The sequence below is a fragment of the Thermococcus cleftensis genome (assembly GCF_000265525.1).
Taxonomy (GTDB): Archaea; Methanobacteriota_B; Thermococci; order Thermococcales; family Thermococcaceae; genus Thermococcus; species Thermococcus cleftensis.
Map to the genome: position 1 here is coordinate 1,617,100 of NC_018015.1, position 24,225 is coordinate 1,641,324.

Annotated in this window: 19 protein-coding genes and 1 tRNA gene; 8 read left to right on the forward strand and 12 right to left on the reverse strand. The window is 56.8% G+C overall.

All coding sequences use genetic code 11. The features are described from left to right. Nucleotides 1-43: 43 nt before the first annotated feature. From CL1_RS08805 to CL1_RS08815, 3 genes are all read left to right on the forward strand, one after another. On the forward strand, nucleotides 44-1,186 hold the full coding sequence (locus CL1_RS08805) for a hypothetical protein (protein ID WP_048152207.1): 1,143 nt from the start codon (nucleotides 44-46) through the stop codon (nucleotides 1,184-1,186). Then, nucleotides 1,186-2,295 (forward strand): hypothetical protein, encoded by a 1,110-nt coding sequence (locus CL1_RS08810; RefSeq protein ID WP_014789533.1) that lies wholly within the window; start codon nucleotides 1,186-1,188, stop codon nucleotides 2,293-2,295. The genes CL1_RS08805 and CL1_RS08810 overlap by 1 nt, the downstream gene beginning before the upstream one ends. Nucleotides 2,296-2,356: 61 nt before the next feature. Further along, entirely contained in the window at nucleotides 2,357-4,789 is a 2,433-nt protein-coding gene (locus CL1_RS08815; RefSeq protein ID WP_014789534.1) for a tRNA(Met) cytidine acetyltransferase TmcA, read from the forward strand. On the opposite strand, the gene CL1_RS08820 is transcribed toward CL1_RS08815, so the two are convergent. After that, entirely contained in the window at nucleotides 4,771-5,199 is a 429-nt protein-coding gene (locus tag CL1_RS08820) for a hypothetical protein (protein ID WP_148267301.1), read from the reverse strand. The genes CL1_RS08815 and CL1_RS08820 overlap by 19 nt on opposite strands. 129 nt (nucleotides 5,200-5,328) lie before the next feature. On the opposite strand from CL1_RS08820, the gene CL1_RS08825 reads away from it, so the two are divergent. From CL1_RS08825 to CL1_RS08840, 4 genes are all read left to right on the forward strand, one after another. Beyond that, nucleotides 5,329-5,841 (forward strand): TIGR00288 family NYN domain-containing protein, encoded by a 513-nt coding sequence (locus CL1_RS08825; protein ID WP_014789536.1) that lies wholly within the window; start codon nucleotides 5,329-5,331, stop codon nucleotides 5,839-5,841. Next, nucleotides 5,838-6,344: a TIGR00288 family NYN domain-containing protein gene (locus CL1_RS08830; RefSeq protein WP_014789537.1), complete on the forward strand. Its 507-nt coding sequence runs from the start codon at nucleotides 5,838-5,840 to the stop codon at nucleotides 6,342-6,344. Before CL1_RS08825 ends, CL1_RS08830 begins: the two co-directional genes overlap by 4 nt. 32 nt (nucleotides 6,345-6,376) lie before the next feature. Continuing rightward, nucleotides 6,377-7,309 carry a calcium/sodium antiporter gene (locus CL1_RS08835; protein WP_014789538.1) on the forward strand — a complete coding sequence of 311 codons (933 nt, stop codon included), beginning with the start codon at nucleotides 6,377-6,379 and terminating at the stop codon, nucleotides 7,307-7,309. 107 nt (nucleotides 7,310-7,416) lie between these two features. Beyond that, nucleotides 7,417-8,550 carry a thiamine ABC transporter substrate-binding protein gene (locus CL1_RS08840; RefSeq protein WP_014789539.1) on the forward strand — a complete coding sequence of 378 codons (1,134 nt, stop codon included), beginning with the start codon at nucleotides 7,417-7,419 and terminating at the stop codon, nucleotides 8,548-8,550. A 69-nt stretch (nucleotides 8,551-8,619) separates the two neighbouring features. Here the strand turns inward: CL1_RS08840 and CL1_RS08845 are convergent. Beyond that, nucleotides 8,620-8,696 (reverse strand) — tRNA-Arg (locus CL1_RS08845). A 50-nt stretch (nucleotides 8,697-8,746) separates the two neighbouring features. After that, entirely contained in the window at nucleotides 8,747-10,039 is a 1,293-nt protein-coding gene (asnS, locus tag CL1_RS08850) for an asparagine--tRNA ligase (RefSeq protein ID WP_014789540.1), read from the reverse strand. A gap of 230 nt (nucleotides 10,040-10,269) precedes the next feature. Between asnS and CL1_RS08855 the strand changes: the two genes are divergently transcribed. Continuing rightward, nucleotides 10,270-11,487, forward strand: coding sequence for an amidohydrolase family protein (locus tag CL1_RS08855; protein ID WP_014789541.1), 1,218 nt, complete (start codon nucleotides 10,270-10,272; stop codon nucleotides 11,485-11,487). A 20-nt stretch (nucleotides 11,488-11,507) separates the two neighbouring features. Here the strand turns inward: CL1_RS08855 and CL1_RS08860 are convergent, their stop codons facing one another. The 9 genes from CL1_RS08860 to CL1_RS08900 form a co-directional block, all read right to left on the reverse strand. Next, the gene (locus CL1_RS08860; protein WP_014789542.1) at nucleotides 11,508-11,927 is read right to left on the reverse strand and encodes an NfeD family protein; all 420 of its coding nucleotides are present in this window, start codon (nucleotides 11,925-11,927) and stop codon (nucleotides 11,508-11,510) included. Nucleotides 11,928-11,960: 33 nt separating this feature from the next. After that, nucleotides 11,961-12,899 carry an SPFH domain-containing protein gene (locus CL1_RS08865; protein ID WP_014789543.1) on the reverse strand — a complete coding sequence of 313 codons (939 nt, stop codon included), beginning with the start codon at nucleotides 12,897-12,899 and terminating at the stop codon, nucleotides 11,961-11,963. An 81-nt stretch (nucleotides 12,900-12,980) separates the two neighbouring features. Further along, nucleotides 12,981-14,123 carry an ATP-binding protein gene (locus tag CL1_RS08870; protein WP_014789544.1) on the reverse strand — a complete coding sequence of 381 codons (1,143 nt, stop codon included), beginning with the start codon at nucleotides 14,121-14,123 and terminating at the stop codon, nucleotides 12,981-12,983. A gap of 1 nt (nucleotide 14,124) precedes the next feature. Continuing rightward, a complete protein-coding gene (locus CL1_RS08875) occupies nucleotides 14,125-14,691 on the reverse strand; it encodes a hypothetical protein (RefSeq protein ID WP_014789545.1) in 567 nt (188 codons plus the stop codon). Between the two features lie 41 nt (nucleotides 14,692-14,732). Then, a complete protein-coding gene (locus CL1_RS08880; protein ID WP_237266242.1) occupies nucleotides 14,733-16,586 on the reverse strand; it encodes a PEGA domain-containing protein in 1,854 nt (617 codons plus the stop codon). 16 nt (nucleotides 16,587-16,602) lie between these two features. Beyond that, a complete protein-coding gene (locus CL1_RS08885) occupies nucleotides 16,603-17,271 on the reverse strand; it encodes a hypothetical protein (protein ID WP_014789547.1) in 669 nt (222 codons plus the stop codon). An 11-nt stretch (nucleotides 17,272-17,282) separates the two neighbouring features. Then, a complete protein-coding gene (locus CL1_RS08890; RefSeq protein WP_014789548.1) occupies nucleotides 17,283-20,012 on the reverse strand; it encodes a Stp1/IreP family PP2C-type Ser/Thr phosphatase in 2,730 nt (909 codons plus the stop codon). A gap of 9 nt (nucleotides 20,013-20,021) precedes the next feature. Beyond that, on the reverse strand, nucleotides 20,022-21,989 hold the full coding sequence (locus CL1_RS08895; protein ID WP_014789549.1) for a serine/threonine protein kinase: 1,968 nt from the start codon (nucleotides 21,987-21,989) through the stop codon (nucleotides 20,022-20,024). An 89-nt stretch (nucleotides 21,990-22,078) separates the two neighbouring features. Beyond that, complete coding sequence (locus CL1_RS08900) at nucleotides 22,079-24,115, reverse strand: PEGA domain-containing protein (protein WP_014789550.1); 2,037 nt, start codon at nucleotides 24,113-24,115, stop codon at nucleotides 22,079-22,081. Nucleotides 24,116-24,225 lie beyond the last annotated feature (110 nt).

The following is a 24,225-nucleotide window of genomic DNA, read 5'->3' on the forward strand; positions in this document are numbered from 1 at the left end:
CAACCCCGAAAGGTATTTAAGGACATCAACCATGGTTGTGGTGATGAAACTCTCCAGGAGAAAACATCTCGCGGCGCTCGCAATAGCGGGCATGGTCCTCCTAACCGTCGTCCAGTGGTGGAGCTATCGCCAGGTCGGCGAGATGCTGGAGGGCTACCCCGGTAGCCGGGTCGTTGCCCACTACCATGAAAACGTCAGCCCGATTTTGCCGGCTCTCTACGTCCGCTCCCTTGAGGATTCCCTGCTTGGCTATTCTTACCTGCCGTCTACCGGCGAGTACTACCTCCTGGTCAGGGGGCGTGAGGGCAAACCGGACGAGCACTACCGGCTGGAACTAATGGGGCTGGAGAGATCCTACAGCAACTTCCTCAACCTCACCTCCGAATACATCGCACTCTGGTCTGAAACCGGAAACGAATCGACCTTTATCCACGCTATGAGCCTGTTCAGGATAACCCTCGAGGTCAGGAGTGAACTTGAGAAACTCAAACGCGGTGAAAACGTGACGGAGATCCTGGTGAGGCCACCCTATCCCTACAGGCTTTTCCACGGCGGGAACCCGGTTCCGGGTGAGATCGTGGTTTCGCTTCTCCTGCTGGCGGGCGCGATTCTCCTGCTTTCCAGGATCGACGTCCTCATTGAGATGCTCTCGGATTTCAGGAACCTGGCACTCCTTCTTGCCCTTATCATCGGGGTCTCCTTCATCTCCTACGGCCTCCTTCAGGAACACGACCCGCTCCTCGGTGTCGAGTCAAAATGGGAGGATAAGCTCAACTTCTGCGGCGAGAGGGCCTACTACGTCCCTCGCAACGCCCGGGTGGACTCCCTCCTGCTCGACGCCGTGGGTTCGGCGGAGTACGTCCGTGTCGAGAGGTGGAACGGGAGGGCCCTCTCAATAACGCTGGCACTTCTCCCGGAGAGGGCGGAAGGGCTACTCGACAATCTGTCCGAAGAAACCACTGTGCTCTACGTCTATTCCCTTCCTTCGTGGCCCGAAAGGCTGGAAATTGATGACGCCTTGGTATCGCTGGTCCGGGAGGACCTGCTCGAGACAGGGGGACTGGACGAGGGTGCCGTTGATGCCGTGATGTCCGCTTCCCTCAATGGGCTGGAGAGGTCGGGAAGGGAGTTCGGTTTCTGTGCGAACGTTACCATATTGGAGTTCGACTTCGGAGGGATCGGGTGATGAGGAAGTCGTCGAAGGTGATATTTGCCCTGGCCTTTCTCCTGGTGGCCGTCCCATTCGTGGACTGCGGCATAGCGGAGTTCCTCCTCCGGGACGTGCCGGAGGTGCCGGTGGTTGTGGGTACGCCCGTGACGTACGGCATCTACTTCCCCAAGACCTATGCCGTCCTGGAGGCCGGGAGGAACGGGGAGATAGTGTGGAGGGCTGGGGATACGCTCTATGTTAGGACTTCGGGGGACCTGAACCTCCCAACCGAGTACGATTACCGACCCCAAATTCAGGAGCTGATTGAGAACCGCTCTGCAGAGATTCAGCGGATCCTTGAGGAAGTGAAGGACGGAAAGGGAAACTGGAACGCGAGCGAGCTGTACCTCCGGCTTTCACACGTGGTCTGGCTCAACGAGAGCATCTCCGAATACGGGGACCGCTTGGGCGAGGCGAGCGTCGAGCTGTTCCCGGTGGTCGGAACCCTGGCGCTCCTGCAGGGCCTGGTGATAACCCTCGCGGGTGTAGCCTTCGCCTTCGAGATAAGGGACTTCGCCGACAGGGAGCCTGCAAAGGCCCTGGCGGTGGCGGTGCTCTTCTCCGCCCTGCTACTGGTTGGCTACGCCTTCATCTTCGCAGGATATCCCTTCAACACGGTGCACCACTCAATTCCCGAGGGGTTCCTGGCGGGAATACAGCCGGTGGAGCGGAACTCCTCGGTCAGTCCTCCCTGCCTTGAGAGCTGGTACGTCAGGGCGACGCCGGAGGTGGAGAGGATCTTCCGGGAGCACCTCCTGGACAACCCGCCGGTCTATGCAGACGACCCCGATTACTCCGTTCACTACCTCGAGCTGTGGCTCAACGAGAGCGAGAGGGACGCGCTTTTCTCAGAGCTTGAGAGCCTCGGCGCGGTGTGGGTCTGGGACAGGGAATGCTGGGACCGGGAGCGCCTGGCCACACTCAACGAAACTGAGGCCCTTGGGAGGGAACTCCTCGATAGGGGCTACATAGACGAGAGGGACTTTCGCGGGCTGGAGGCTTTGATAGACGCCGAGAGGAAAAGGATAATGGAAATGAAGTTTCCGGCCAGATACCGCGTGATGGTGAGCTTCGTGGCGGGCTGACCACGATCCTGAGCTACCTTTTTAAATCCCCCTTCTCCCCTTTATCCGGGAGGTGGCGGCCGTGACCGTCAAGGTCCGCTTTGATAAAGAGGTTAGGGATTACGCCAAGGGCGAGAAGGTTAAGGACTCCGTTCTCAAGCTCACCGAGACTGCCCTTGCTCAAGCGCTTGAGAAGTTCCACAGGAGAATGATAATCATAGAGGGGGACACCCTGAAAAAGGCCGAACTGGCTGGAATCCTTGCTGGCGCCTCCGCGAGGGTTCTGGACGGGATCCTGGAGGAGCTGAAGAAGAAGCGCCTCCGCGACGAGAGCGAAGGCAAAATAGAGGTTCTCTACGCCACCGATGCCCTCGGCGAGGAGACCTTCGGCAGGAAGCGCTACGAGGCCTTCAGGAAGCACTTCGACGTTCTGGCCGGCTCGAACGCGGAAGTCAAGGCCGTCACGTTCAAACACACCCGCGATATCCTCGGAAGAACCTACGACCTCCTTATCCTTGACATGAGTTACGACTACTCCCCGAACGACCTCGGAAGGATAATCGAGACTGTCAGGGGAGGCGGACTGATATTTATCCTGGCCCACCCCTTCGAGAAGTGGAAGAACATGTGGACGGGCTTCCACAAGAGCCTCGTAACGCCACCCTACACGATAGACGACGTCAAGAAGCGCTTCAACAGGAGGCTTATCAGGAAGTTCACGGAGCACGATGGAATATACATCATCACCGAAAACGGGAAAGCGAAGAAGAAGCCGAAGAGGAGCAAGACCCAGGCGAGGATTAAAGCGAGGAAAGGCGTTCCCATTCCTGAGGAGACCCTCTTCCCGCGCGAGCTCTACGAGATGGCCCTCACCGAGGGGCAGGTGGAAGTTCTCAGGGCCTTTGAGGGGCTGGTCGAGGAGGAGGGAATGCTCGTCCTTACAGCCGATAGGGGGAGGGGCAAGAGCGTCTCGGTTGGGATCGCGGCCATAGGCTTTGCCCTCGCGCTCAAGAAGAGGACGAGGATAGTCGTCACCGCCCCCGAGCCGGAGAACGTCCAGGCCCTGTTCCGCTTTGCCAAGAGGGCTTTGGAGAGGCTCGGCTTCAAGCCCCACGTCGTCGAGGAGAGGGGCCTGATAAAGGAGCTCTACGCCAGGAAGATCGGGCTCAGGTATTATCCGCCCACCGAGGGCTACCGCAAGAGCGCCGACCTGTACATACTCGACGAGGCCGCTGGAATCCACGTGCCGATACTCCACAAGTACCTCAACAAGGAGAGGGTTGTTTACTCCTCCACGATTCACGGCTACGAGGGAGCAGGAAGGGGCTTTTCAGTCAAGTTCCTGAAGAAAGCCAGGGAGAAGCGCTCCTTTAAGGAGCTCCACATGGACGAGCCCATTCGCTACGCCGAGAACGATCCCATAGAGGGGTGGCTCTTCGACGTCCTCCTGCTCGATGCTGAACCGGTCGAGCTGACAGAGGAGGACTTCGAGCTGATTAAGAGGAAGGAGGTTTACCTCGAAGAGCCCGACCTCGACGACTGGTTCGAGAACGACAGGCCCGATCTGAGGCACTTCGTGGGCATCTACGTTTTAGCACACTACCGCAACAGGCCGAGCGACGTGGCTTTGCTCGCCGATGCGCCCCACCACGAGGCGAGGGTTCTGAGGCTCAAGAACGGAAAGATCGTGACGGCGATACAGATAGCCAAGGAGGGCGGGATTCCGAAGAAAGTTATAGACAAGATGGCCAAGGGCTACAAGCCTAGGGGCAACATAATCCCCGACATGATGGTCAAGCACCACCTGGCGAAGGAGTTCGCCAAGCTGAAGGGGTATAGAATAGTCAGGATCGCCACCCACCCAGATGCGATGGATCTGGGCCTCGGAAGCAAAGCTTTAGAACTGCTAGAGAAGGAAGCCAGGGAGAAGGGCCTCGACTGGATAGGCTCGGGCTTCGGAGCGAGCGAAGAGCTCGCCAGGTTCTGGGTCAGGAACGGCTTCGCGGTGGTGCACCTCAGCCCCGCCAGGAACCCGGTGAGTGGCGAATTCACGGCGATAGTCCTTAAACCGATAAGCGAGAGGGCGAAGAAGCTCATTCGCCAGGCCAGCGACGAGTTCAGGATCAGGCTGACCGAGTGGCTCGGTGACACCCACAGGGAGCTTGAGCCTGAAATAGTTCGCTGGCTCTTCGAGACGCCCTTCGGCGAGGCAGTCGATTACCCCGTCCACCTCACGGAGATTCAGAAGAAGAGGCTCGACGCCTTCACGGGCAAGGTTCTGACCTACGACACGGTGGTTGATGCGGTGAAGCCAATCGTCAAGCTCTACTTCCTCGACGGCTGGATGAAGCCCTACCTAGATGAGAGACAGATAAAGCTTCTCATCTACCGCGTCCTTCAGGCCCACAGCTGGGAGGAAACGGCGAAGCTCATAGACAGGACGGAGATGTTCACAATGATTGAAGTCAGGGATATAATAAGGGGCCTCTGGTACTACTACAAGAGGCTCCTCTGAGCTTCCCTTTTCTCCAGTGTTTTCAGGATAACATGATCCACGATGCCGACGATGAGGTACAGGGGGAGCAGGTACAGGAGGAACTGAAAGGCACCTTCGGGGCTAAGGGAAAGCCACTTGACGACGAGCGCCGCGGTGATGGTGTTGAGGAACACCAGCCCAAAGTAAGCCTTGAGGGCGTGCCTCCTGAGCTTTCCGAGCGCGTGCCCCATGAGAACGGCCGCGCTGGTTCCGGCAACCGCCCCCGTAATACCGTTGTCGTCGAAGTTCTCTCCGAAGAGCGCGGCGACGATGACTATGGCCACGAGGGCGGTGGCTATCCCGAGCGCCATAGCTGTGAGCTTTCCCCTGAGTGGAGCTTTTCCGGACTTGGACTTCACCGCCATGCTCCCACCGGCGTACTTTTTCACTCTGTGCGGATTTTATAACCCATCGTTTTAAAGTTTTCCCGGGCTGGGAATCAACCTTTTTATAGGATTGTCCCGTAGGTAGTGTGGTATCCCATTGATTCATTCCCACAATCCCAACGGTGACCTCCCATGGCAGGCAGCAACTGGGAGCGCATAATATCGATGACGAAGGACGGAATGAGGAGCATCGGAATGATGCGCAGGAAGATAAGCAGGGGTAGGAAGATAGCCCTCCTCATCGATGGTCCGAACATTCTGCGCAAGGAGTTTGGGATAAAGCTCGAGGACATCGTTGAGGCCCTCGAGGGTCTCGGCGACCTGCGCGTCGCCAAGGTTGTTCTCAACCAGTACGCCCCCCAGGGATTGATAGAGGCGATCTCCAACCAGGGCTTCGACACTATAGTTGTCTCCGGCGAGACCGGGGTCAAGCTGGCCGTCGAGGCGATGCGCGAGATTTACAACCCCAACATCGACGCCATAGCCCTCGCCACTAGAAACGCCGAGTTTCTACCGGTCATACTGAAAGCCAAGGAGAAGGGGAAGGAAACGATAGTCCTCGGAATTGAACCAGGCTTTTCCGCGGCACTGAAGCACGCCGCCGACTACACCATAATCCTGACTCCCAAGGGTGGTGAGCGATGAAGGAGAGCATCTTCAAGGTCCTCCGCAGGGGTGAGAAGGAGGTAGGGGAGGAACCTGCCAAGCCCGTTAAAGGCAAGAGTATAGGGCTGATAATTGACGGTCCGAACATTCTGCGCAAGGAGTTTGGGATAAAGCTCGAGGACATCGTTGAGGCCCTCGAGAGGATAGGAAAGATTCGGGTCGCCAAGGTTGTTCTCAACCAGTACGCCCCCCAGGGATTGATAGAGGCCGTCGTGAACCAGGGGCTTGAGCCAATCATAGTCGCCGGCGACACCGACGTTAGGATAGCGATAGAGGCGATGGAGCTGATTTACAACTCCGACGTTGAGGTGATAGCCCTCGCGACCCGCGACGCCGACTTCCTGCCCATAATAAACGAGGCCAAGAGGAAGGGCAAGGAAACAATCGTCATAGGAGTGGAGCCGGGCTTTTCAGTTGCCCTTCAGAACGCGGCCGACTACGTCATACGCATGGAGGGCAAGGAGAAGGGGAATGACTTTTAAGGCCGCTCCCTATTTTATCCCGGTGGGAGAAGGTGATAGTTGAAATAATCCTCTTTGCCGTCGGACTGGTTCTGCTCATCAAGGGAAGCGACTACTTCGTTGAAGCCGCTTCACGGGTTGCAAAGGGCTTCGGGGTGAGCGAGTTCATCATAGCGCTCGTCCTGGCGAGCATAGCCACCACTCTGCCGGAGGTTACCGTCTCGGCCATCTCCTCCTACCAGGGGAACCCTGACATAGCGCTGGGCAACGCGATTGGAAGTGCCCTCGCCAACATCGCCCTCATTCTCGGCGTCTCCGCACTTCTGCGGCCCCTCAGCGTTGAGAAGACCGCCTGGAAGAACTCCCTCTTCATGGTAGGAGTTACTGCCTACGCGGGACTGCTGATGTACGACGGAACCATCGGCAGGCTCGACGGGTTGAGCCTTATCCTCATCTACTTTGGCTTCCTCTACTACCTCTACCGGAAACACATGACCCTCGAGGAGCTCCCGGAGGGCGGCAGGGGTAATCCGAGGAGGGACGCGCTGATAATGCTCGCAAGTGGCCTGGTTGTAGTCACCGGTGCCAAGCTGGTGGTGGACAGCGCGGTCACGATAGCAAGGGCCTACGGCGTTCCAGAGGTGGTGATAGGCCTCACCATGGTCTCCATCGGGACCTCCCTGCCGGAGTTCACCAACTCCCTGATGGCCACCATCAAGAGGCTCCCCAACATAAGCGTGGGCAACATCATCGGGGCCAACATACTCGACGTGCTGATGGTGATAGGCATAGCCTCGCTCATAAACCCGATACGCGTTGATGCGACGGTCTTCACCTTTACTCTCCCGCTGACACTGCTCGTCATGGGCCTTCTCACGGCCGTCCTGAGGCTCACTGGTAGGATAGACAGGGTAACCGCTGGTGTTTTTCTGGCTGTATATGCTTACTTCCTATACGTCTACACCACCGGTGCCGTGAATCTCTGATTTTATTCTCAACTTTTTCCGACTTCCCGAAACTGTGAAGCAAAGCTTTATTAGCCCTGCTATTACCCCATTATTGGAAACCAAAACCCGGTAGTGGAGGTGGTGAGATGAGAAGGCTGGGCCTTTTCCTGGTTGTTGTCCTCCTCCTCGGCGTTCTGGCCTCTCCCAGGCCCGTTAAAGCCGAGGAGACGCTGACGGTGTACTCCTACGACAGCATAGAGTGGTGGATGAAGGAGATAGTGCCGATATTTGAGCAGAAGTACGGCGTCAAGGTGAACCTCGTCCTCATCGGCGACGCCGGTGAGGTTCTCAACAGGCTCATACTGGAGAAGGACAATCCTCAGGCGGACGTGGTGGTCGGCATAGACAACAGCTACCTCGCCAAGGCCATCGATGCCGGAATACTCGAGCCTTACAGGCCGGCAAACGCGGACGTTATTCCGGACTGGATAATCGAGAAGTTCGACCCGACGTTTCACCTCACCCCCTACGACTACGGCTACATAGCCATCAACTACCGCAAGGACATGGTTCAGAACCCACCGGCAAGTCTCGAAGACCTCACCAAGCCCGAGTGGAAGGGCAAGCTCATCATCGAGGACCCGCGCACCAGCTCGCCGGGAATGGCCTTCCTCCTCTGGACGATAGCGGTCTACGGTGACGACTGGCTCGACTACTGGGAGAGGCTCAAGGCCAACGACGTCCAGATAGTCAAGGGCTGGAGCGAGGCATGGGGAGCCTTCAGCGAGGGTGAGTATCCTCTCGTTCTCAGCTACGCCACATCACCGGCGGCAACGGTTTATTACGAGAACAACACCAACGTCGGAGCCGTCGCCTTCAGGGAGGGCAACTACCTCCAGATAGAGGGTGCCGGAATAGTCAAGGGCGCCAAGAACAAGGAGCTGGCGAAGAAGTTTATCGAGTTCCTCATCAGCGAGGAGGCCCAGGAGAAGCTCCCGCTCAACCAGTGGATGTACCCGGTGAACAGGAACGTCAAGCTCCCGGAGGTCTTTAGCTATGCCGTCAATGTGGAGGAGCCCGTCACCATAGACCCCAAGGAGATAGAGGAGAACTACGAGACTTGGCTCAAGCAGTGGACGGCCCTGATGGTCGAGGGCAAGAGCCCGGAGGAGATAACCGGGACGACCTCAACCTCGCCGGAAGGGGAGAACGGCGGTATCTGTGGGCCGGCACTCATAGTTGGCCTTGCCGTCCTTCCGCTCCTTCTCAGGAGGAAGTGAGATTTTCTTTTCCTCTTTAACATTTCATGGCCATTTAGCAGAACCTTTTAGAATCGAATTTTTGGGAAATGGCGGGCCCGGCGGGATTCGAACCCGCGACCTCCGGCTTAGAAGGCCGGCGCCCTATCCTGCTAGGCTACGGGCCCTCGGGCTAATGGTCTTGGGGGAGTTTTATAAAAGTTGTGGTGGGGCAGGCTCACGGGTAGAGCCTGCTCGGCGTCCTTGGGAAGAGCGTGGCCCAGCGGACGTGGTCGAGCTTCAGCACCCAGGCGACGAGCCTCTCAAGGCCCAGTCCAAAGCCGCTGTGTGGAACCGAGCCGTACTTCCTGAGGTCGAGGTACCACTCGTAGTCCTCCGGCTTCATGCCCTCCTCCCTTATGCGCTCCACGAGCTTGTCGTAGTCGTCCTCACGCTGTGAGCCACCGATTATCTCGCCATAGCCTTCCGGCGCGAGCATGTCGGCGGCGAGAACCTTTCTCGGGTCTTCAGGATCTTCCTTCATGTAGAATGCCTTGATGTGCTTTGGATAGCCGTAGACGAAGAACGGTGCCTCGAACTCCTGAGTGAGTATTCTCTCCTCGTCGGCGCCCATGTCCTCGCCCCATTCTATCTGCACGCCCTTGCTCTGGAGTATGTCGATTGCCTCGTCGTAGCTTATCCTCGGGAAGGGCGGAACGGCGTTCTTGAGCGTCGTTAAGTCCTTCCTGAAGGTCTCGATGTCGCTCCTCCTGAGCTCAAGCGTTCTCTGAACCATGTAGCTGACCAGCTCCTCCTCCACCTTCATGATGTCCCAGAGGTCCATCCAGGCGGCCTCGAGCTCAAGGTGCCAGAACTCGGTGAGGTGCCTCCTCGTCCTGCTCTTCTCCGCTCTAAAGCTCGGAGTTAGCGACCAGACCTTTTCGAGGCCGAAGATTGCCGCCTCAAGGTAGAGCTGGGCCGACTGGCTGAGGTAGGCTGTCTTGTCAAAGTACTTGAGCTTGAAGAGGGTCGCTCCCCCCTCAACTGCCCCCGTGACGAGTATCGGCGGGAAGACCTCGTACCAGCCGTCCTGGAGGAGCCACTCTCTAGCTGCCTGCATCAGCGTGGCTTTAACCTTCATTATGCTCGCGACCTTGGGCGAGTGGAGGTGCAGGTGCCTCACGTCGAGCAGGAACTCCTCGCTCGCGTCCTTCGTTATCGGGAAGAAGTCCACGTTCTGGATTATCTCTATCACGTCCGCCTGAACCTCGACTCCCGTCGGCGCGCGGGGGTCGGCCTTGACGGTTCCCTCGATGATGACGCTCGACTCGATGCCGAGCTTTTTGGCTGCCTTGTAGGCTTCTTCACTCCTATCCTTGGCGAAGACGATCTGAACGATTCCGCTCGAGTCCCTCAGCACTATGAAGACCCTCTTTCCGACTTCCCTCTTTCTGTAAACCCAGCCTGCGAGCTTGACGCGCTTGCCCTCCATATCGGGCCGAAGGTCTGCGCAGTAAACTTTATCAATCATCTTTACCACCTCCAGAGGCTTTGAAGGTGACTTTATAACGGTAGCGATTGGTCTAAGCGAGAAGAGTCAATTCGTCCAGAGGGCAAGGGTGCGGGACCTTCTTCTAATGACCACAAGGAGCGGCATGGTACTTAATCCTCGGGGGTGGCATTTAAGTTCTTTGGGCAAATTTATGTCGATGTGTCAGAAGTTTTATTTATTCTGATGGCAAATCTCCAAAAGGTGATGGAATGTTTGCGCTCATCGGAACCGCAGTCGATGCGGAGTCAGTCAGAAGGAACGCCGCGGTAATCGTCGAGGGGAAGGCCATTCGGGCCGTTGTCCCCGCTGACGAGCTCAGGGAATACGGTGTCGATGAGGTATACGGTGGAGGGAACCACATTGTGGTTCCTGGCCTTATAAACGCCCACACCCACGTGGCGATGGCGCGCTTTAGGGGCCTCGGTGAAGACTTGCCGACGGAGGAATGGCTTGAGAGAATAATCTGGCCAATGGAGCAAGGGTGGACGCGAAAGGACATCAGGAAGTGGGCGGAGCTTGGAATCCGGGAGGCCCTCGCAAACGGCTCGACGACGATAAATGATCACTATTTCTTTGCCAATGAAATAGCCGAGGTTGCCGAGAGGCTCGGCGTTCGGGCCTTCATCGGACAAACTATGATGGACGAAGTTGACTTCCCCCTCGCGAGTCCCGAGGAGGGCTTTCGGTTCTTCAGGAGGTGGCTCGGAAGGAGCGAACTCGTTACCCCAGTCCTAGCTCCGCACGCGACCAATACCGTCTCGCTCGACCTATTTAGAGAAACCGCGGAGCTGTCGGAGGAAACCGGTGCGAGGGTTCACCTTCACCTCGCCCAGAGCAGGGCCGAGGTTGAGGGGGTTAAAAAGCGTCACGGCACTTCCCCCGTCGGCCTCCTTGGAAAGACAGGCCTGCTGAACGAAAAACTCATAGGCGTCCACGGCGTTTACCTCGGAGAGGAGGACTTCTCCAGACTCGCTGGAGCCGGCTCGACCCTCGTTCACTGCCCGACGAGCAACGTAAAGCTCGAGGGAAGGACGATTAACCTTGAAAAGCTCCTCGACCTCGGCCTCAACGTTGCCCTGGGAAACGACTCGCCGAACCCGACCGGAATCCTCGACCCCTTCCTGGAGATGAGAACCGCCGGAATCGTTGCCAACCTAACGGCAGGAAAGCCCCATGCCGTTCCGGCGAGGGAGATATTCGGCATGGCAACGCTTTTCGGGGCGAGGGCGCTTGGTCTGAGGGCCGGACTGATAAAACCGGGTTATCTCGCCGATTTGGTTCTCATAAACGCCGAAAAACCCTGGTTCAGACCGATGGAGAACCTCTACTCACTCCTCGTTTACTCCGCAAGGGGAAGCGACGTCGAGGTCGTTGTGGTGGACGGCAGGGTGGTGTACGGGAAGGGGGAGAAGACTGAAAAAGGCTGATAAAAGCACAGGCCTAAAGCTCACACCCTCCTGACTATCAGCTTGACCCCGTCCACCTCGGAGACCTCGACAACTTCACCTATTTTCAGCTTTTCGTCGTTCTCGCTGAGCGCTATCCACCTGTCTCCCTCGAGTTCGACTATGTAGTGATCCTTCCCTATCTCGACGACCTTCCCGCGCTTGCCCTTGAGCTCGAAGGTGTATTTACCCTTTCCCGCGTCCTGAACGTCCTTCTTTATGTAGCGACCCACGATGATGTACGAGATCATCGCCGCTATGAGGGCTATGACAAAGCTCTCTGTGAAGTTGACTCCGAAGCCCATGAGGAGCCCAAGGACGACCATGGCCACTCCTATCGGCGTTATGAACGCCGTGACCATCATGTCAAGGGCTATCACGAGAAGGCCAAGGATAAGGAGGGAAATAGGGAGCGTCTCCATGATCACCACCGTCAAAAATTGAGAGAAAGGGCTTTAAGTCTTTTCAGGGGTGAGGGAGCTTCCCTCTTCCTGGGGAACCGCCCGTTCAGAATCTCCCTTCGGAGGCTCTGGTATCGGAGCGTCCTTCACCTTCTGGAGGATTCTCAGCAGGCCGATGAGGGCTTCCGTGTCGTACGGGACAATGAGGTTACCGTACTTGGCCAGCTCGGGCATCTTCTCAATGTACTGAAGCGTCAGGTACTTCTCGTCCGCCATCTTGAGGGCCTCGAGAACTTTCCTTATTGCCTCCGCCTGGCCTTCGGCCACGAGTATCTGCCTCTGCTTTTCGCCCTCCGCCTTCAGTATAGCAGCTTGCTTCTGGCCCTCTGCTTCCTTGATTGCAGCCTCCTTCTTACCCTCTGCGAGGAGTATCATCGCCCTCTTCTCCCTTTCAGCCGTCATCTGCTTGGCCATCGCGTCCTGAATGTCCTTGGGCGGGTCTATGCGCTGTATCTCCACCCTGGTTATCTTGACTCCCCAGCGGTCGGTTATCTTATCCAGTTCCTCCCTCAGCTTGGCGTTGATTATGTCCCTCCCGCTCAGCGTCTCGTCGAGCTCCATCTCACCTATAATGGCACGCAGGTTGGTCTGGGCGAGCTTGATTATCGCCATGAGGAAGTCGCTGACGTTGTAGACGGCCTTTACCGGGTCGAGTATCTGGTAGTAAACGATGGCATCAACCGTAACGACGACGTTGTCCTTACAGATGACCTCCTGCGGCGGCACATCAACGACGTGCTCGCGCATGTCCACGACCTTGACGCGCTCCATGAAGGGGATTATGAAGTGTATTCCCGGCTCCAGGATCCTGTTGAACTTTCCAAGGCGCTCGACGAGGCCCTTTTGGTACGGCCTTATCACCTTCACACTCAGCAGGAGCATTATCAAAAGAAAAACCCCTATGATAACCAGGGCGGTTCCGGCAAAAGGCATTACTATCGCCTCCGGTTGTTGTTCAAACTTTGAAGAATGGAAGTTCTTATAAGCCTTGCTGTATTCTTCTATAAGTCCCACTCAACCTCCGAATTCACGGGCCCACCTTTCATAGCGTTCAACATATTTCTTGGTAAGTGGGGATTTTATCTTCTTAAACGCCTCCTCGAAGTCCCTCATCTCCAGTGGTCTGATCCTGAGCTCCAGCTTTCTCGGGTCACCCTCCGAGAGCACCTCGAAGTCGGCGAGCTCGGGGTTCTCCTCTTCGAGCATGTGATGTATTGCCAGGTTGCACAGGTTCGCTATCTCCCTGCCTGAATACAGGCGCTTCACGCTCTCCTCTGCTATACCATCGAGGTCAAGCCCGCTTATATCCAGACCCTTGGTGTGTATCTTCACAATCTCTTTGATAGCCTCCCTATCGGGTAATGGTACATAAATCCTCAGCGGAAACCTTGAGAGCAGTGCCTCGTCGAGGTCCCAGGGGGTGTTAGTTGATGCAAGCGTAAGAACGAATTCCTCCTCTCCCCCCTTAAAGCCATCTATCTCGGACAAGAGGGTCGCTAAGGTTCTTCGCGTTGCCTCGTGGACGCTCTCTCTTTTCAGACTGAGCGCATCGACCTCGTCGATGAAAACTATGCTGGGAGCCTTCTCCCTCGCCAGCTCATACAAAGCTGTTATCAGCTTTGATGACTCGCCGTAGTACTTGCTGAGTACCTCTGAAGCTTTGACATTGAAGAAAGTGGCCTTCAAACTCCCCGCCGCCGCGGAAGCGAGAAGGGTCTTGCCTGTTCCAGGTGGGCCGAAGAGGAGAATTCCCCTCCACGGCTTTATAGCTTCGGGCCTCTTTGCGAAAGCTATGGCCACGTTTCGGGCCAGCAATCTCTTGACATCTTCTAGCCCCCCGATGTCCCTCCACGTGACGGTGGAACGGGCTATCAGCCCCTCCACTTGTGCCCTGTACTCATCGGTAGATGCTCCCCCCTTGAGGCTGGCCTGTGTTCCACGGGGTGGTGAGGTTTTGAGTTCCTCCGCGGCCTCCTCCCAGCGCCTTGCCTTTTCCAGGTAGAATTCTCTCCTGCCGGGCATCTTCTCCGCCAGTGTCTTCAGAATCTCCGCGCACTTGAGGGCGTACTTTCTGGCCTCGTCTACCTTGCCCCTCGCCAGCTCCGCCTCGTACTCCTTTCTGCATTCCTCAAAAAGAGAGAGGTAGAGGGACTTCATCTCAACCCCTCATCATGTCCTCTATCTGCTTCAGCCTGCTCTTCGGCTCGAGATCCGAAGATGCGGAGGCCTCAAAGAGCGATGCTGCCTCTTCGATGGTCTCGGCGTCGAAATCCCCCGTCAGAATGCTTTCACTCGTCAGGTCAAGCATCGTGCCGAGCGCCTCGTCAAGACCCTCTACCTTTGTCATAGCCTTCTCAAACTCCACCTGCATCTTAGCAACGTCCTCCGCCCCTGGCCCTTCGGCTATGCTCTCAACTATGTCCCGGCTGAACTGAATGAAGTTCGCCGAAACCTTCACCAGCTCCCTCTGAATCTCCGCCTCCTCCATGAGGAGGAGCAGCCTCTTCGCCTGCTTTATCCTTTCTTCGAGCGCCAGGTACTTCATGGCGCTCCTCCTGAGCAACGCCTCGTCCCCCAGTTTCGCCGCTTCCTTGCCCTGAAGGAATATCTTGCGCTTTAGGTTTTCGAGGTTGTTTATGTACTGCTTCAGCGCCATCTTGGCCTTCCTCATTCGAACCTTGCGCTCAATTTCCTTCTCCTCTTTGGACTTCCAGAACTTCACCATCTTTCAGTCCTCCCAGCACCTGTAACTTTCCACAAACGGCATCATTCAACCTCCCGCCCGGGTACCCCCTGGGAGAGCATCTTTCTTACCTCCCTCTCGATGTTCCCCTTAAGTTTCCGGTACTCCTCCATTACCCTTCTCAGCTCCTCAAACTTCGTCCTGAAATCCCTGACCGCCCGCTCCCTGTCTTTCCCTTTGCTGCTTTTGAGAGCTTTCAATGAACTGGAAACCTCGTCGTATATCGTCCTTGCCTCCTCTGGGAGTTTAGATGGGTCTATTGAGCGGAATTCCTTCTCCAGGAGCTTTACCTCGTTCGGTTTTCTGCGAAACTTTACCGCGACGGCTACGCCGAGGATTAAAACCGCGGCGCCGATGGTGTACGGGCCGAGGGGTGACTCCCCAGCGATGCTCTGGTAGCTGGGGCTGACGGTGGCTTCACTCCCCTCTCCTGCTTCAGCGGTTTCCTCCGCCGTCTCCCGGGGGGTTAGTTCCCCTTTGATTTCCTTCGTTTCCCCGGCCCCAACTTCAACGAGTGTTTTGTAAACGTCATATCCTTCCTTCTTTATCGTTACCCAGTACGTTCCCGCCCTCACCTTGTACCCGGTTAGGGGAGTGTTTCCTATGTACGTGTCGCCGAGATATACCTCCGCCCCGCTTGGTTCAGACAGCACAGTCAGGTATCCGATGGGATCAAGATTCGCGGAAACTTCTGCAGTTTCACCTGCTCTCACCTCTATGCTGTCCTCGTAATCTTCGTATCCTTCTATGGACAGCCTGACGGTGTAGGTTCCCGGGTCGAGCTTGAGTTCGAGGGGCGTCTTTCCAGCGGCATCGCCGTTTATGTATACCTCGGCCCCGGAGGGGTTTGAGTTCACCTTCAAAACTCCCCACGAGGGGGTGAGCCGGGCGCTTATCCGGTACTCCTGCCCGGGTTCTACGGTTATCACCTTCTCGTACGCCTGATAATCAGTCATCGTTACCTTCACCCGGTAAATCCCCGGGCTCAGACTGTACCCCTGCACTGGCGTGGTTCCAATGTACGTTCCGTTTACGTACACCTTCGCTCCAGCGGGTTCAGAGGTTACACCGAGCGTTCCCGGCTTCGGCTTCAGAGCGGCTGAGATAACCTTCGTCTCGTTGTCCCTGACGGTGACCGTCGTCGAGTACTCAAAATAGCCGTCCAGGAGGAGCTTTATCCGGTAGGTGCCGGGGGAAAGCTCCTGGGTCAGGGGAGTTCTCCCTATGTAGTCCCCGTCCAGGTAAACCTTGGCGTTCGAGGGGGTGGATTCCACCCTGAGCTTTCCCACGATCTTGTCCAGGCTGGCGTATATCGTCCTGTACTCCCCGGTCTCAAGCACGACGGTCGTGTTGTATGGCCGGTAGCCCTCCTTCATTATCACTACGTCGTGGCGCCCCGAGGGGAGCCTGACGGTAAGGGGCGTTTTTCCGCGGTATTCCCCGTCTATATAAACGGCCGCATCGCTGGGGTCCGAGGATACCCTCAGGGTGGCCGTGTCGCTAACCACTGTATAGCCGTCGTCAAGGTAAAAGCGCAGCCTGACTGACACGTCTCCTGAAATCCCCATGAACACGTCGAGTGGCTCCACGTCGAAACCGTGGGAGAGATCCCCGTAAAGCCTCTCGTTTAGGAGGACGGTGTACATTACTGGACTCCCGTCCGGCAGGGCCTGAAACTCGAATATCACCTTCTCGTTGAGGAGGTCCACGTCGTAGATCTTTATCCTGTAGAGGTTCTCCCCCGTGTACGTGTTCCTCACTATCAGGGAGTCCCCGACCTTGTACCACTCTTCCATCGTGGTCTCTGAAAAAGCCCTTGGGAGAAACAGGGGTAAAAGCAGGATCAACAGCACCAGTGCGCCCTTCCTCATGACCATCACCGCGGTGTTGGGGCTAGTGTCCGCCGAGGTACGAATCGAAGGTCAGAACGCGAACCCCTCCCGTCCTGGTGACCCGGGCCTCGACCTCCCTTCCGATCACGGTCTCGATGCCCCTCCTCTTTGCCAGCTCAACGAGGACGTCCGTCACAACGGTGGGCACTATCAGGACCTTCCCTCCAATGGGCTGGGTGTTGAGCTTCATCACCATCGAAACCACGCTGTCCGTTGCCACCGGTCTGAGCGACTCATCGAGCAGCACAGCGACGTGATTCCTGCGGGCGTGGTCTATGTATCTCAGAACCTGGGTTTTCCCATCGTTTCCACCTTTTTGCCGTGTGTTCCCGATCGAGGAATGTGGAGCAGGCACTGCCACTTCCCTGAGGCCTGGAGTTTCCAGGAGCTCTGATATTGCGCCCGTGACGGTTTTTTTCAGTGCTATGTACTCTCCGACCAGAACCTCAAGCCGCGAGATCTCCACCTCGATGCTTTCGAGGGCCTTTGAGGCTCCTTCCTTGTCGCCCCTCCTGATGAGCTTCCCGGCGTGTTGAATGAGTGCCAACGCCCCTCTGAGACCCTCTTTGCCCTCCTCTGGAACCCTGTCCTTCAGAGAATCGAGGCGCCCCCTCAGCTCCCGGAGCCTTTTCTCTTCCTTTGACGGTAAAATGGAGGAAAAAATGCCCATACCGGCACCCCTCAGTGGCGGTAGAGGACCACCGTTATGTTGTCGTCGCTTCCGTAACCGTAGGCCTTTTCCACGAGTATCTTCACGGCCTCCTCGAGGGACGGGGCGGCGAGGACGGTTCTGGCGATCTCGCTATCCGGCAGAGCATCGCTGAGGCCGTCGGAGCACAGGAGCAGGTGGTCACCCTTCTGCAGGCTCACCTTCTTTATGTCGTTCCTGTCTATGTTTATGGTCTGGGAAATGCCGAGGGCCTTGGTTATGACGTTCTTCTGCGGGTGCTTCCTGGCCTCCTCGGGCGTTATCTCGCCCTTGTCTATGAGCTCCTGGACGAGCGAGTGATCCTTGGTCAGCCTCTTTATGCTTCCGTCTGGCCGTATCAGGTACGTCCTGCTGTCACCTATGTTGGCGATGGTGGCCTCGTTGCCCCTGACTATGGCTGCCGTCAGCGTGGTCCCCATGTTGTACCACTCCGGGTGCGCCGGGTCGTGTCCCATCTGGTAGATTACCTCGTTGGCTCTCTGAATGGCCTTCCTGAACACCTCCTCGGGATCCTCGAACTTGTTGTTCTCCAGGGTCTCCTTGAGTATCTCAATCGCCTTCCTGCTCGCAACCTCGCCGGCGAGGTGTCCTCCCATGCCATCGGCAACAGCCAGGAGTATGTTGCCCCCTATCTTCTCGACAATGTATGCGTCCTCGTTGTTCTGCCTGCGTCCTATGTAGCTCTTGGCCGCCACGTGCTTGGTCACGTCCACGCCGAGGGTCTGCTTGTAGGGTGCTATTCTGAGCTTGAGCCTGTCGTACTCGGACACGAACTTCTCCTTCAGGACGATGGGCCTCCTGTAGTCGCCCCTTTCGAACGCGGCCCGGGCTTCGCTCACGAGCCTTCCCATCTCGTCCAACTTCTTTTTAACCCCTTTGTCCTCCAGAAGGTTGAGGGAGGCGAGCTCGCTCCGGAGGCTTTCGATGATATCCTCCATCGTTTCCACGGCCTCCCGGGCCTCGTCCACGCGCTTCTTGTCCTGGTACTTGGTGTATCCAATGTATCCTCCGTAGCCCAGGCCAGCCAGGAGGAGCAACGCAATCACCGCCAGGAGAACCGTATTCCAAGTGTAGCTGCTCTCCGCGTCATCAATCGACTTGCTGGCGTCGTTCAGCAGGCTCTCCACCTGGGCCACGCTCGCAACGATGTAACTCTCGGCCCCACCGGAAGCCGACAGGGCCGAGTTGAACTCGTTCACGGCGCCTAGGAGGTCCTCCGCCCCCTGGGCGTTCTGGGCTTTGAGGTACGCTCTTATGATCATCAGGGCTGCATTGACCTTGTTCAGCTCCTCCTCCGCTCGCTTGAGCTTGTCGTCCGCGCTTATGATTGATATGGCTGGCTTCTTCTTTCTGGCCTCCTGGAGTCTTTTCTGAACCTGCTCGTACCTCTTCTCCAGGTCATTGAGATTCTCCTCGGTCATGTTGATTTCCTTAACGCCGAGCCTTGCCATCATCTGCTCCAGGATCCTCTCCCTGATGACCTTGAAATCGCCGTTGTTGATCACTTCAACGGCCAGCGAGATGGCGTTATCGTAATCGCCCCCTGAGAGCGCTGTCTTGGCCTTCTTGAGCTTGGATTCGAGGGGTTTGATGATTACGTCGTAGTAATCCTGTGGAAGTGCGTTGTACTTGACCGTTATGTTCTTAACTGTCTCGTCAGCCTTTCCAACGAGGCACTCCGCGAGGGGCTTTTTGACGTTTTCCAGGGTGCCACTGGCGGATTTCAGGTGTGAAACCGCCTCGGGCATCCTGTTTCCGGACAGGTTCTCCTTCGCTATCGCCAGCTGCTGATTGACGGTTTTTAGAGCCTCCTCAAGGGTTTTCTGGTCGGTCGTTCCGGTGCAGTACTTCTTGAAATAGTCATCGTACTCGCGGTATTTTTCGCTGAGGGCGTCGAGCTTGGCCTGGATTATTTCCCTCATGCGGCTCATGACCTCACTTATCGTCGCGTTTGCCTCGGAAACGTTCCCGGCCTCCAGCTGGGCTCTCGCCTTCTCGATCTCGCTCTCGAGGTCGGTTATGGTCTTATTATCCACGTTGAGGAACTCCCTGTTGTCCTTGATTGCCCGGAGCGCGCTTTCGGCGGAGTCAATCTTCCCCTCCACCTCTTCCAGCGGGACCAGGCACTTTTCGGTCTCTCCCTTTGCAGTGTCCAGCTTTTTCCTCGCCTCCAGGAGTGTGGTTATGGCATCTGCGAATTTTGAGTGATCCTTGCTACCTTCATTTATCAGCTCTCTCGCCCGATCAAGGAGCGATTTTACCCCATTGAGGTCGCTTTTGATCTCCTCGGCCGCTGTTTTATCGCTGCACGCTTTGGCGTCCTTTGAAAGCTGGGTGTACTCTGTATTGAGGTCCGTCGTGATGTTCGTCAGCAGTTCCGCGAGGGGGTTCCAGAAGCCGTTTATCAGGGTCGCGTTGGCGCCCTCTGAATCCCCGTTGTTCAGCTGTTCTTTTGCAGTGGTTATGCTCTGGTTCAGCTTTTTGATCTCCTCCGGGGGCACGTCCAGGGCCTCTTTGTTCTCGTTCAGGGTTTTCAGAGTCTGGTTGGCAAGGTCTATGTCCTTGTTAATCCCTTCCACATCGCTTGAAGCTTGCTGGGTTGAATCCTGGGTCGTCTGTCCGGTGTCCGCGGCAGTCACAGGCACGCTGAGCACCATAATGATGAGGAGGAGTATTGAAACAACACGCCGCAGGCTAACCATCTCAATCCCTCACATCCATTTTTTCAGCACGGTTTCCACCTTCCTGAAGGTGTCCTCTGTTGGTCGGGCGTTTTCGGAGGCCATGAGTGATACCTGGGCGTGCAGGTCCCTCAGCTCCGGGTGGCCGGTTTCGTGGTAGAGCGCGTCGAGATCGGCGGCGAGCTTCGCGAGCTCCGATGAGACTTCCTGGGCGAAGCCGTCCACTATCGCCTTGATGCGCAGGTAGGCGTTCTCCGCGAGAATCTTCGTCCTCTCCCTTGAGCTGACGCTGTCCTTGATATGGACTCCCATGCGTATCAAAACTTCCTTGATGTCGTTCTGCAGCTCCCTTACCGTCTGGTAGCGCTTCTCCGGGTCCTTTTCGAGCATCTTCATCACTATCTCATCAAAGACCCTCGCCTCAGGGTTGAGGTATGAGGGAGGCTCGGGGGTCTTGTTCAGTATGTTGTTGATGATGGTTCCCTCGTACTCGGCCGTGAAGGGGTGCTTGCCGGTCAGTATCTCGTAGAAGACGATGCCGAGCTGGAAGATGTCGCTCCTGTGGTCGATGTGCTCAGGGTCCTTTATCTGCTCGGGGGAGGAGTAGAGTATGGTCTTGTGCCTGACGAGAGAGGATTTCCTGGTGGCCTTCGACGCAAGCCTCGCGAGACCCCAGTCTCCGAGTTTAACCCTCTCCAGGCTTCCGAATATGAGTATGTTGCTCGGCTTTATGTCCCTGTGGTATATCTTCTGGGAGTGGGCGTGGTGGAGGGCACGGCCGATCTCGAATATTACCCTTCCGGCCACCGATGGACTTACCGGTTTCTTGACTTCCTCCAGGTTACTGCTGGCCAGCTCCATCTCGAGGAAGCCGAGCCTCGGGTCGGCGCGGTGGACCTTGACGATGTTCTCGTGGTCGAGCTTTTGGGCCGCCGCGAACTCGCGCATGAACGAGGAGGTGGATTCTTTGTCCAAGTATTTGAGCACCTTGAGGGCTACCTTGTGTCCCTGTGGGTTCTTGGCCTCGTAAACGTATGAGAACGCACCCTCTCCGATGGTCCGTATTATCCGATACCTCTCCTTTATCTGCTCCAGCCTCGTCTCAAAGTTCACCGACAAGTCGAAGGTCTCCTCCTCGACGACTTCCTCCTGGAGAACGAAGCTGTTCTTGTCCGGAATCTGGAGGCGCCAGCCCTTGGGGACCTCTCCGGTGTAGAGGAGTTCGGTGATTCCGTAGAGGTTGCTGTCGCAGGCCTTTATCAGCTCGTTTATCATTGCGACTTCCTCTACCAGGTCGTGCTTCTTCGCCATCTCCAGGAGGTTCTCCAGGACCTTCTTCGCGCTCTCGAGGCTCTTCTTAGCGGAGAACCAGTCCTCCTTCCTGTACATCTCGGCGGCCTCTATCATCATGTCCGCTACCGCCTGGAGCTGGAGCATTATTATCTTCCTGTGGGCAACTATGAGGGCATCGAACCTGTCGTCCTCCATCGGAACCTCAACGGTTTCGAGCTCCCTTATCGCCTCCCAGAGCTCCTGCTCGGTCTGGGCGTTCTTTATTTTCTGGTATATCCTCCTGAAGTTGGCTATCTTCCTGAGGTTTTCAGTGGTCTCTATGGTGTTCCTGAGCTTCTGGATCAGCTCCTCCCGGTCGCCCTCCTCCACCTCCAGAACCGTGAGGGCCTGGCGGTACTTCTCCAGCGACTCCGTGAACTTTGATATGGCCTCCTCAAAGTTCCTCGCCTTGAGCAGCTTTTCTCCATCGTGCCTCAGCCTGAGGGCGTTGCTGAGGAGGAAATCCCTATCTGGAAGGGCCGCTATAAGGGCCCTCTTAACCATTTCAAGCGCGGTTCCGGTGTCATCGGTGCTCAACGCGTTTAGAGCGTTCTGAAGGTAATCCTTAGCCTGCTCGATGTTCGAGCCGGGTAATCCGAGCGTCATATAATTTGAGATTTTCGGGAGATATGACTCGATCTCCCTCAGGTCAGCTATCCTGCCCAACCCCAACACCCCCAACGCGGGGCATAACACCCGCTTTTATTAATGCAAAGTGCTTATTAACGTTGTTATTTCCCCAAAGGGGGACGGCATCACTCTTCATTGCCTCCCTCCCCCTCTGAAGGCCCTCCTGCGGTCGGCTGGTTCAGCAGGCTCATGATGTCCCTGCTGATCCTCTCTTTCATGTTCCGGTACTGGCCGCTGAGCTCTATGACGCGCTGGACCTCCGCGGCAATCTCCTTCCTGAGTCTTTCGAGGCCCTTCCTGTCTCTCCTGTGGTATGCCTCTTCCACGGCCTTTCTCTTCCCCTCCAGGACCTCCAGTATCTCACCTGCCTCCTCCGGGACGTTTTTCCTCTTCGCTGAATCTATCATTGCGAGCAGTTCCTTGTAGCTTGTCCTGAAGCGGTATCCCCTGTACGCCTTTACCAGAAGGAGCAGGACTATTAGAACGGCTATGCCAGCCGCCGCCCTGACTCCGTAGTAAACCGGATCCACCTGCATGTTCGGTAGCAGCTCCCTGGTCTCCCCGGGGCCCAGCGAGACCGTGGTGGTGTAGTCCTTCCTTCCCTCCTTTTTGAGTACCACCTCGTAGCTACCGGGCTGGATAGAGATCGATGTTGGTGCGGTTCCGTAGTAGGCCCCGTCCACGTAAACTTCTGCCCCTGAGGGTTCGTTTATCTCGAGCTTCGCTGGACAGGGCTCCAGGCGGGCCGTCACCGCCACGGGTGTGGGTGAGTTTATTGACACCTCTTCCCTGTAATCCCCGCAGAATCCGTTGGCCCTCACCGTGACGTTATGGTCCCCGGCGGGAATCGTGTAGTTTAGAAGGGGCGTTTTGCCCACGGGTATGCCGTCTATGACCACCTGGGCGCCATCGACGTTGGAGTAGACGTTTATCGTGCCGTTGGCCAGGGGCAGGGAAATGTACTCTTTGACGACATCGCCCGGGGAAACGCTCACCTCAACGACCTTCGTGTGGTAGTACTCCTTTGCGACCTTTACCGCGTAGGTTCCCGGGAGAACTGCGAAGGCTACTGGAGTTTTTCCTATCCTGGTGTACTCCCCGTTCTCCATCAGGTACACCTGGGCATCGCTGGGGTCGGTCAGTATCTGGATCACTCCCGGAACCCTGAACAGTGCAACCGTGCCGTCCTTGGTTCCAACCGCCAGGTAGTTCCCGTCCTGAGAGAGCGCCACGGCGTAGACTGGAGAACCCACGTTGCCCTTCCAGAGGAGGTAGCCGTTCTCGTTGAAAACGTAGACGTTTCCTCCCGTGTCGCCCACTGCTATGATGTTGCCTGAGGGGGTGATATCAACGTCGAAGGCAGGCGCGTCCAGCTTGTACCTCCACACGAACTCCCCCGAGAGCCGGTAGAGGTAGGCGTAGTAGTTCCCGGAGCCGGTCCACTTCCCGCTGGGATCGAGGTGGAGCCCGGTCACGGCGGCGTAGTACTTCTCCGATATTGCCGTGCCCACGACCGCATCATCGAACTCCCTGGTGGACTTCAGGAACGTCCCGGAGAAGAGGAAGAGCTTGCTGTACTCGTTGTCGTCCCTCCTGTAGAACCAGGGGGAGTGCGACACCGCCAGGTAGTTTCCGTAGGCATCGACCTCAGGCAGATCAACGCCCACGAGGTTGGTGGCTATTCTGGAGCCGGTGTAGCTGAAACGTATGATCTTCCCCTCACTACCAACGTATATCCTGTCCTGGCCCGCGGACACCGAAGAGAAGAACTCCTTGGTCTGCGAGGTGTAGGTCCAGAGCACGTGCTTCCTGTCGTCCAGGTAGATTATCTTCCCGTACTCTGGAGAACCGTCCCTGTTCGTGTCGTAGCCAACCGCGGCCACGATGTTCTTACCGTCCTTGGCTATGTCGAGGGACGCTATGAAGCCTCCAGTCAGGTAGTCCCATATCGGCCTTCCGTCCCAGCTGAAGTAGTATATCCTTCCGTTCTTGCCTCCGGCAACCACGTACTGGCCGTTCGGCCCCACCTTGATCGCGTAGACCTCGGTGTTCACTGTGTACGTCCATTCCGGGGTTATCTGCGGTGCAGAGGCCTCCGCGTGAGCCGTTCCCAGGAGCGATATCAAAACGATCCCGATGATGAACGCCGTCCTCCACTTCATGGATACCACCCGTTCACACCCTCTCATTACCGGTGCCTCCGGCTTCATAGTGGCGAAGACATTAAGCAATATAGTCCCCACCATGGCCAGGGCCAGAAAAGTTGCATGGG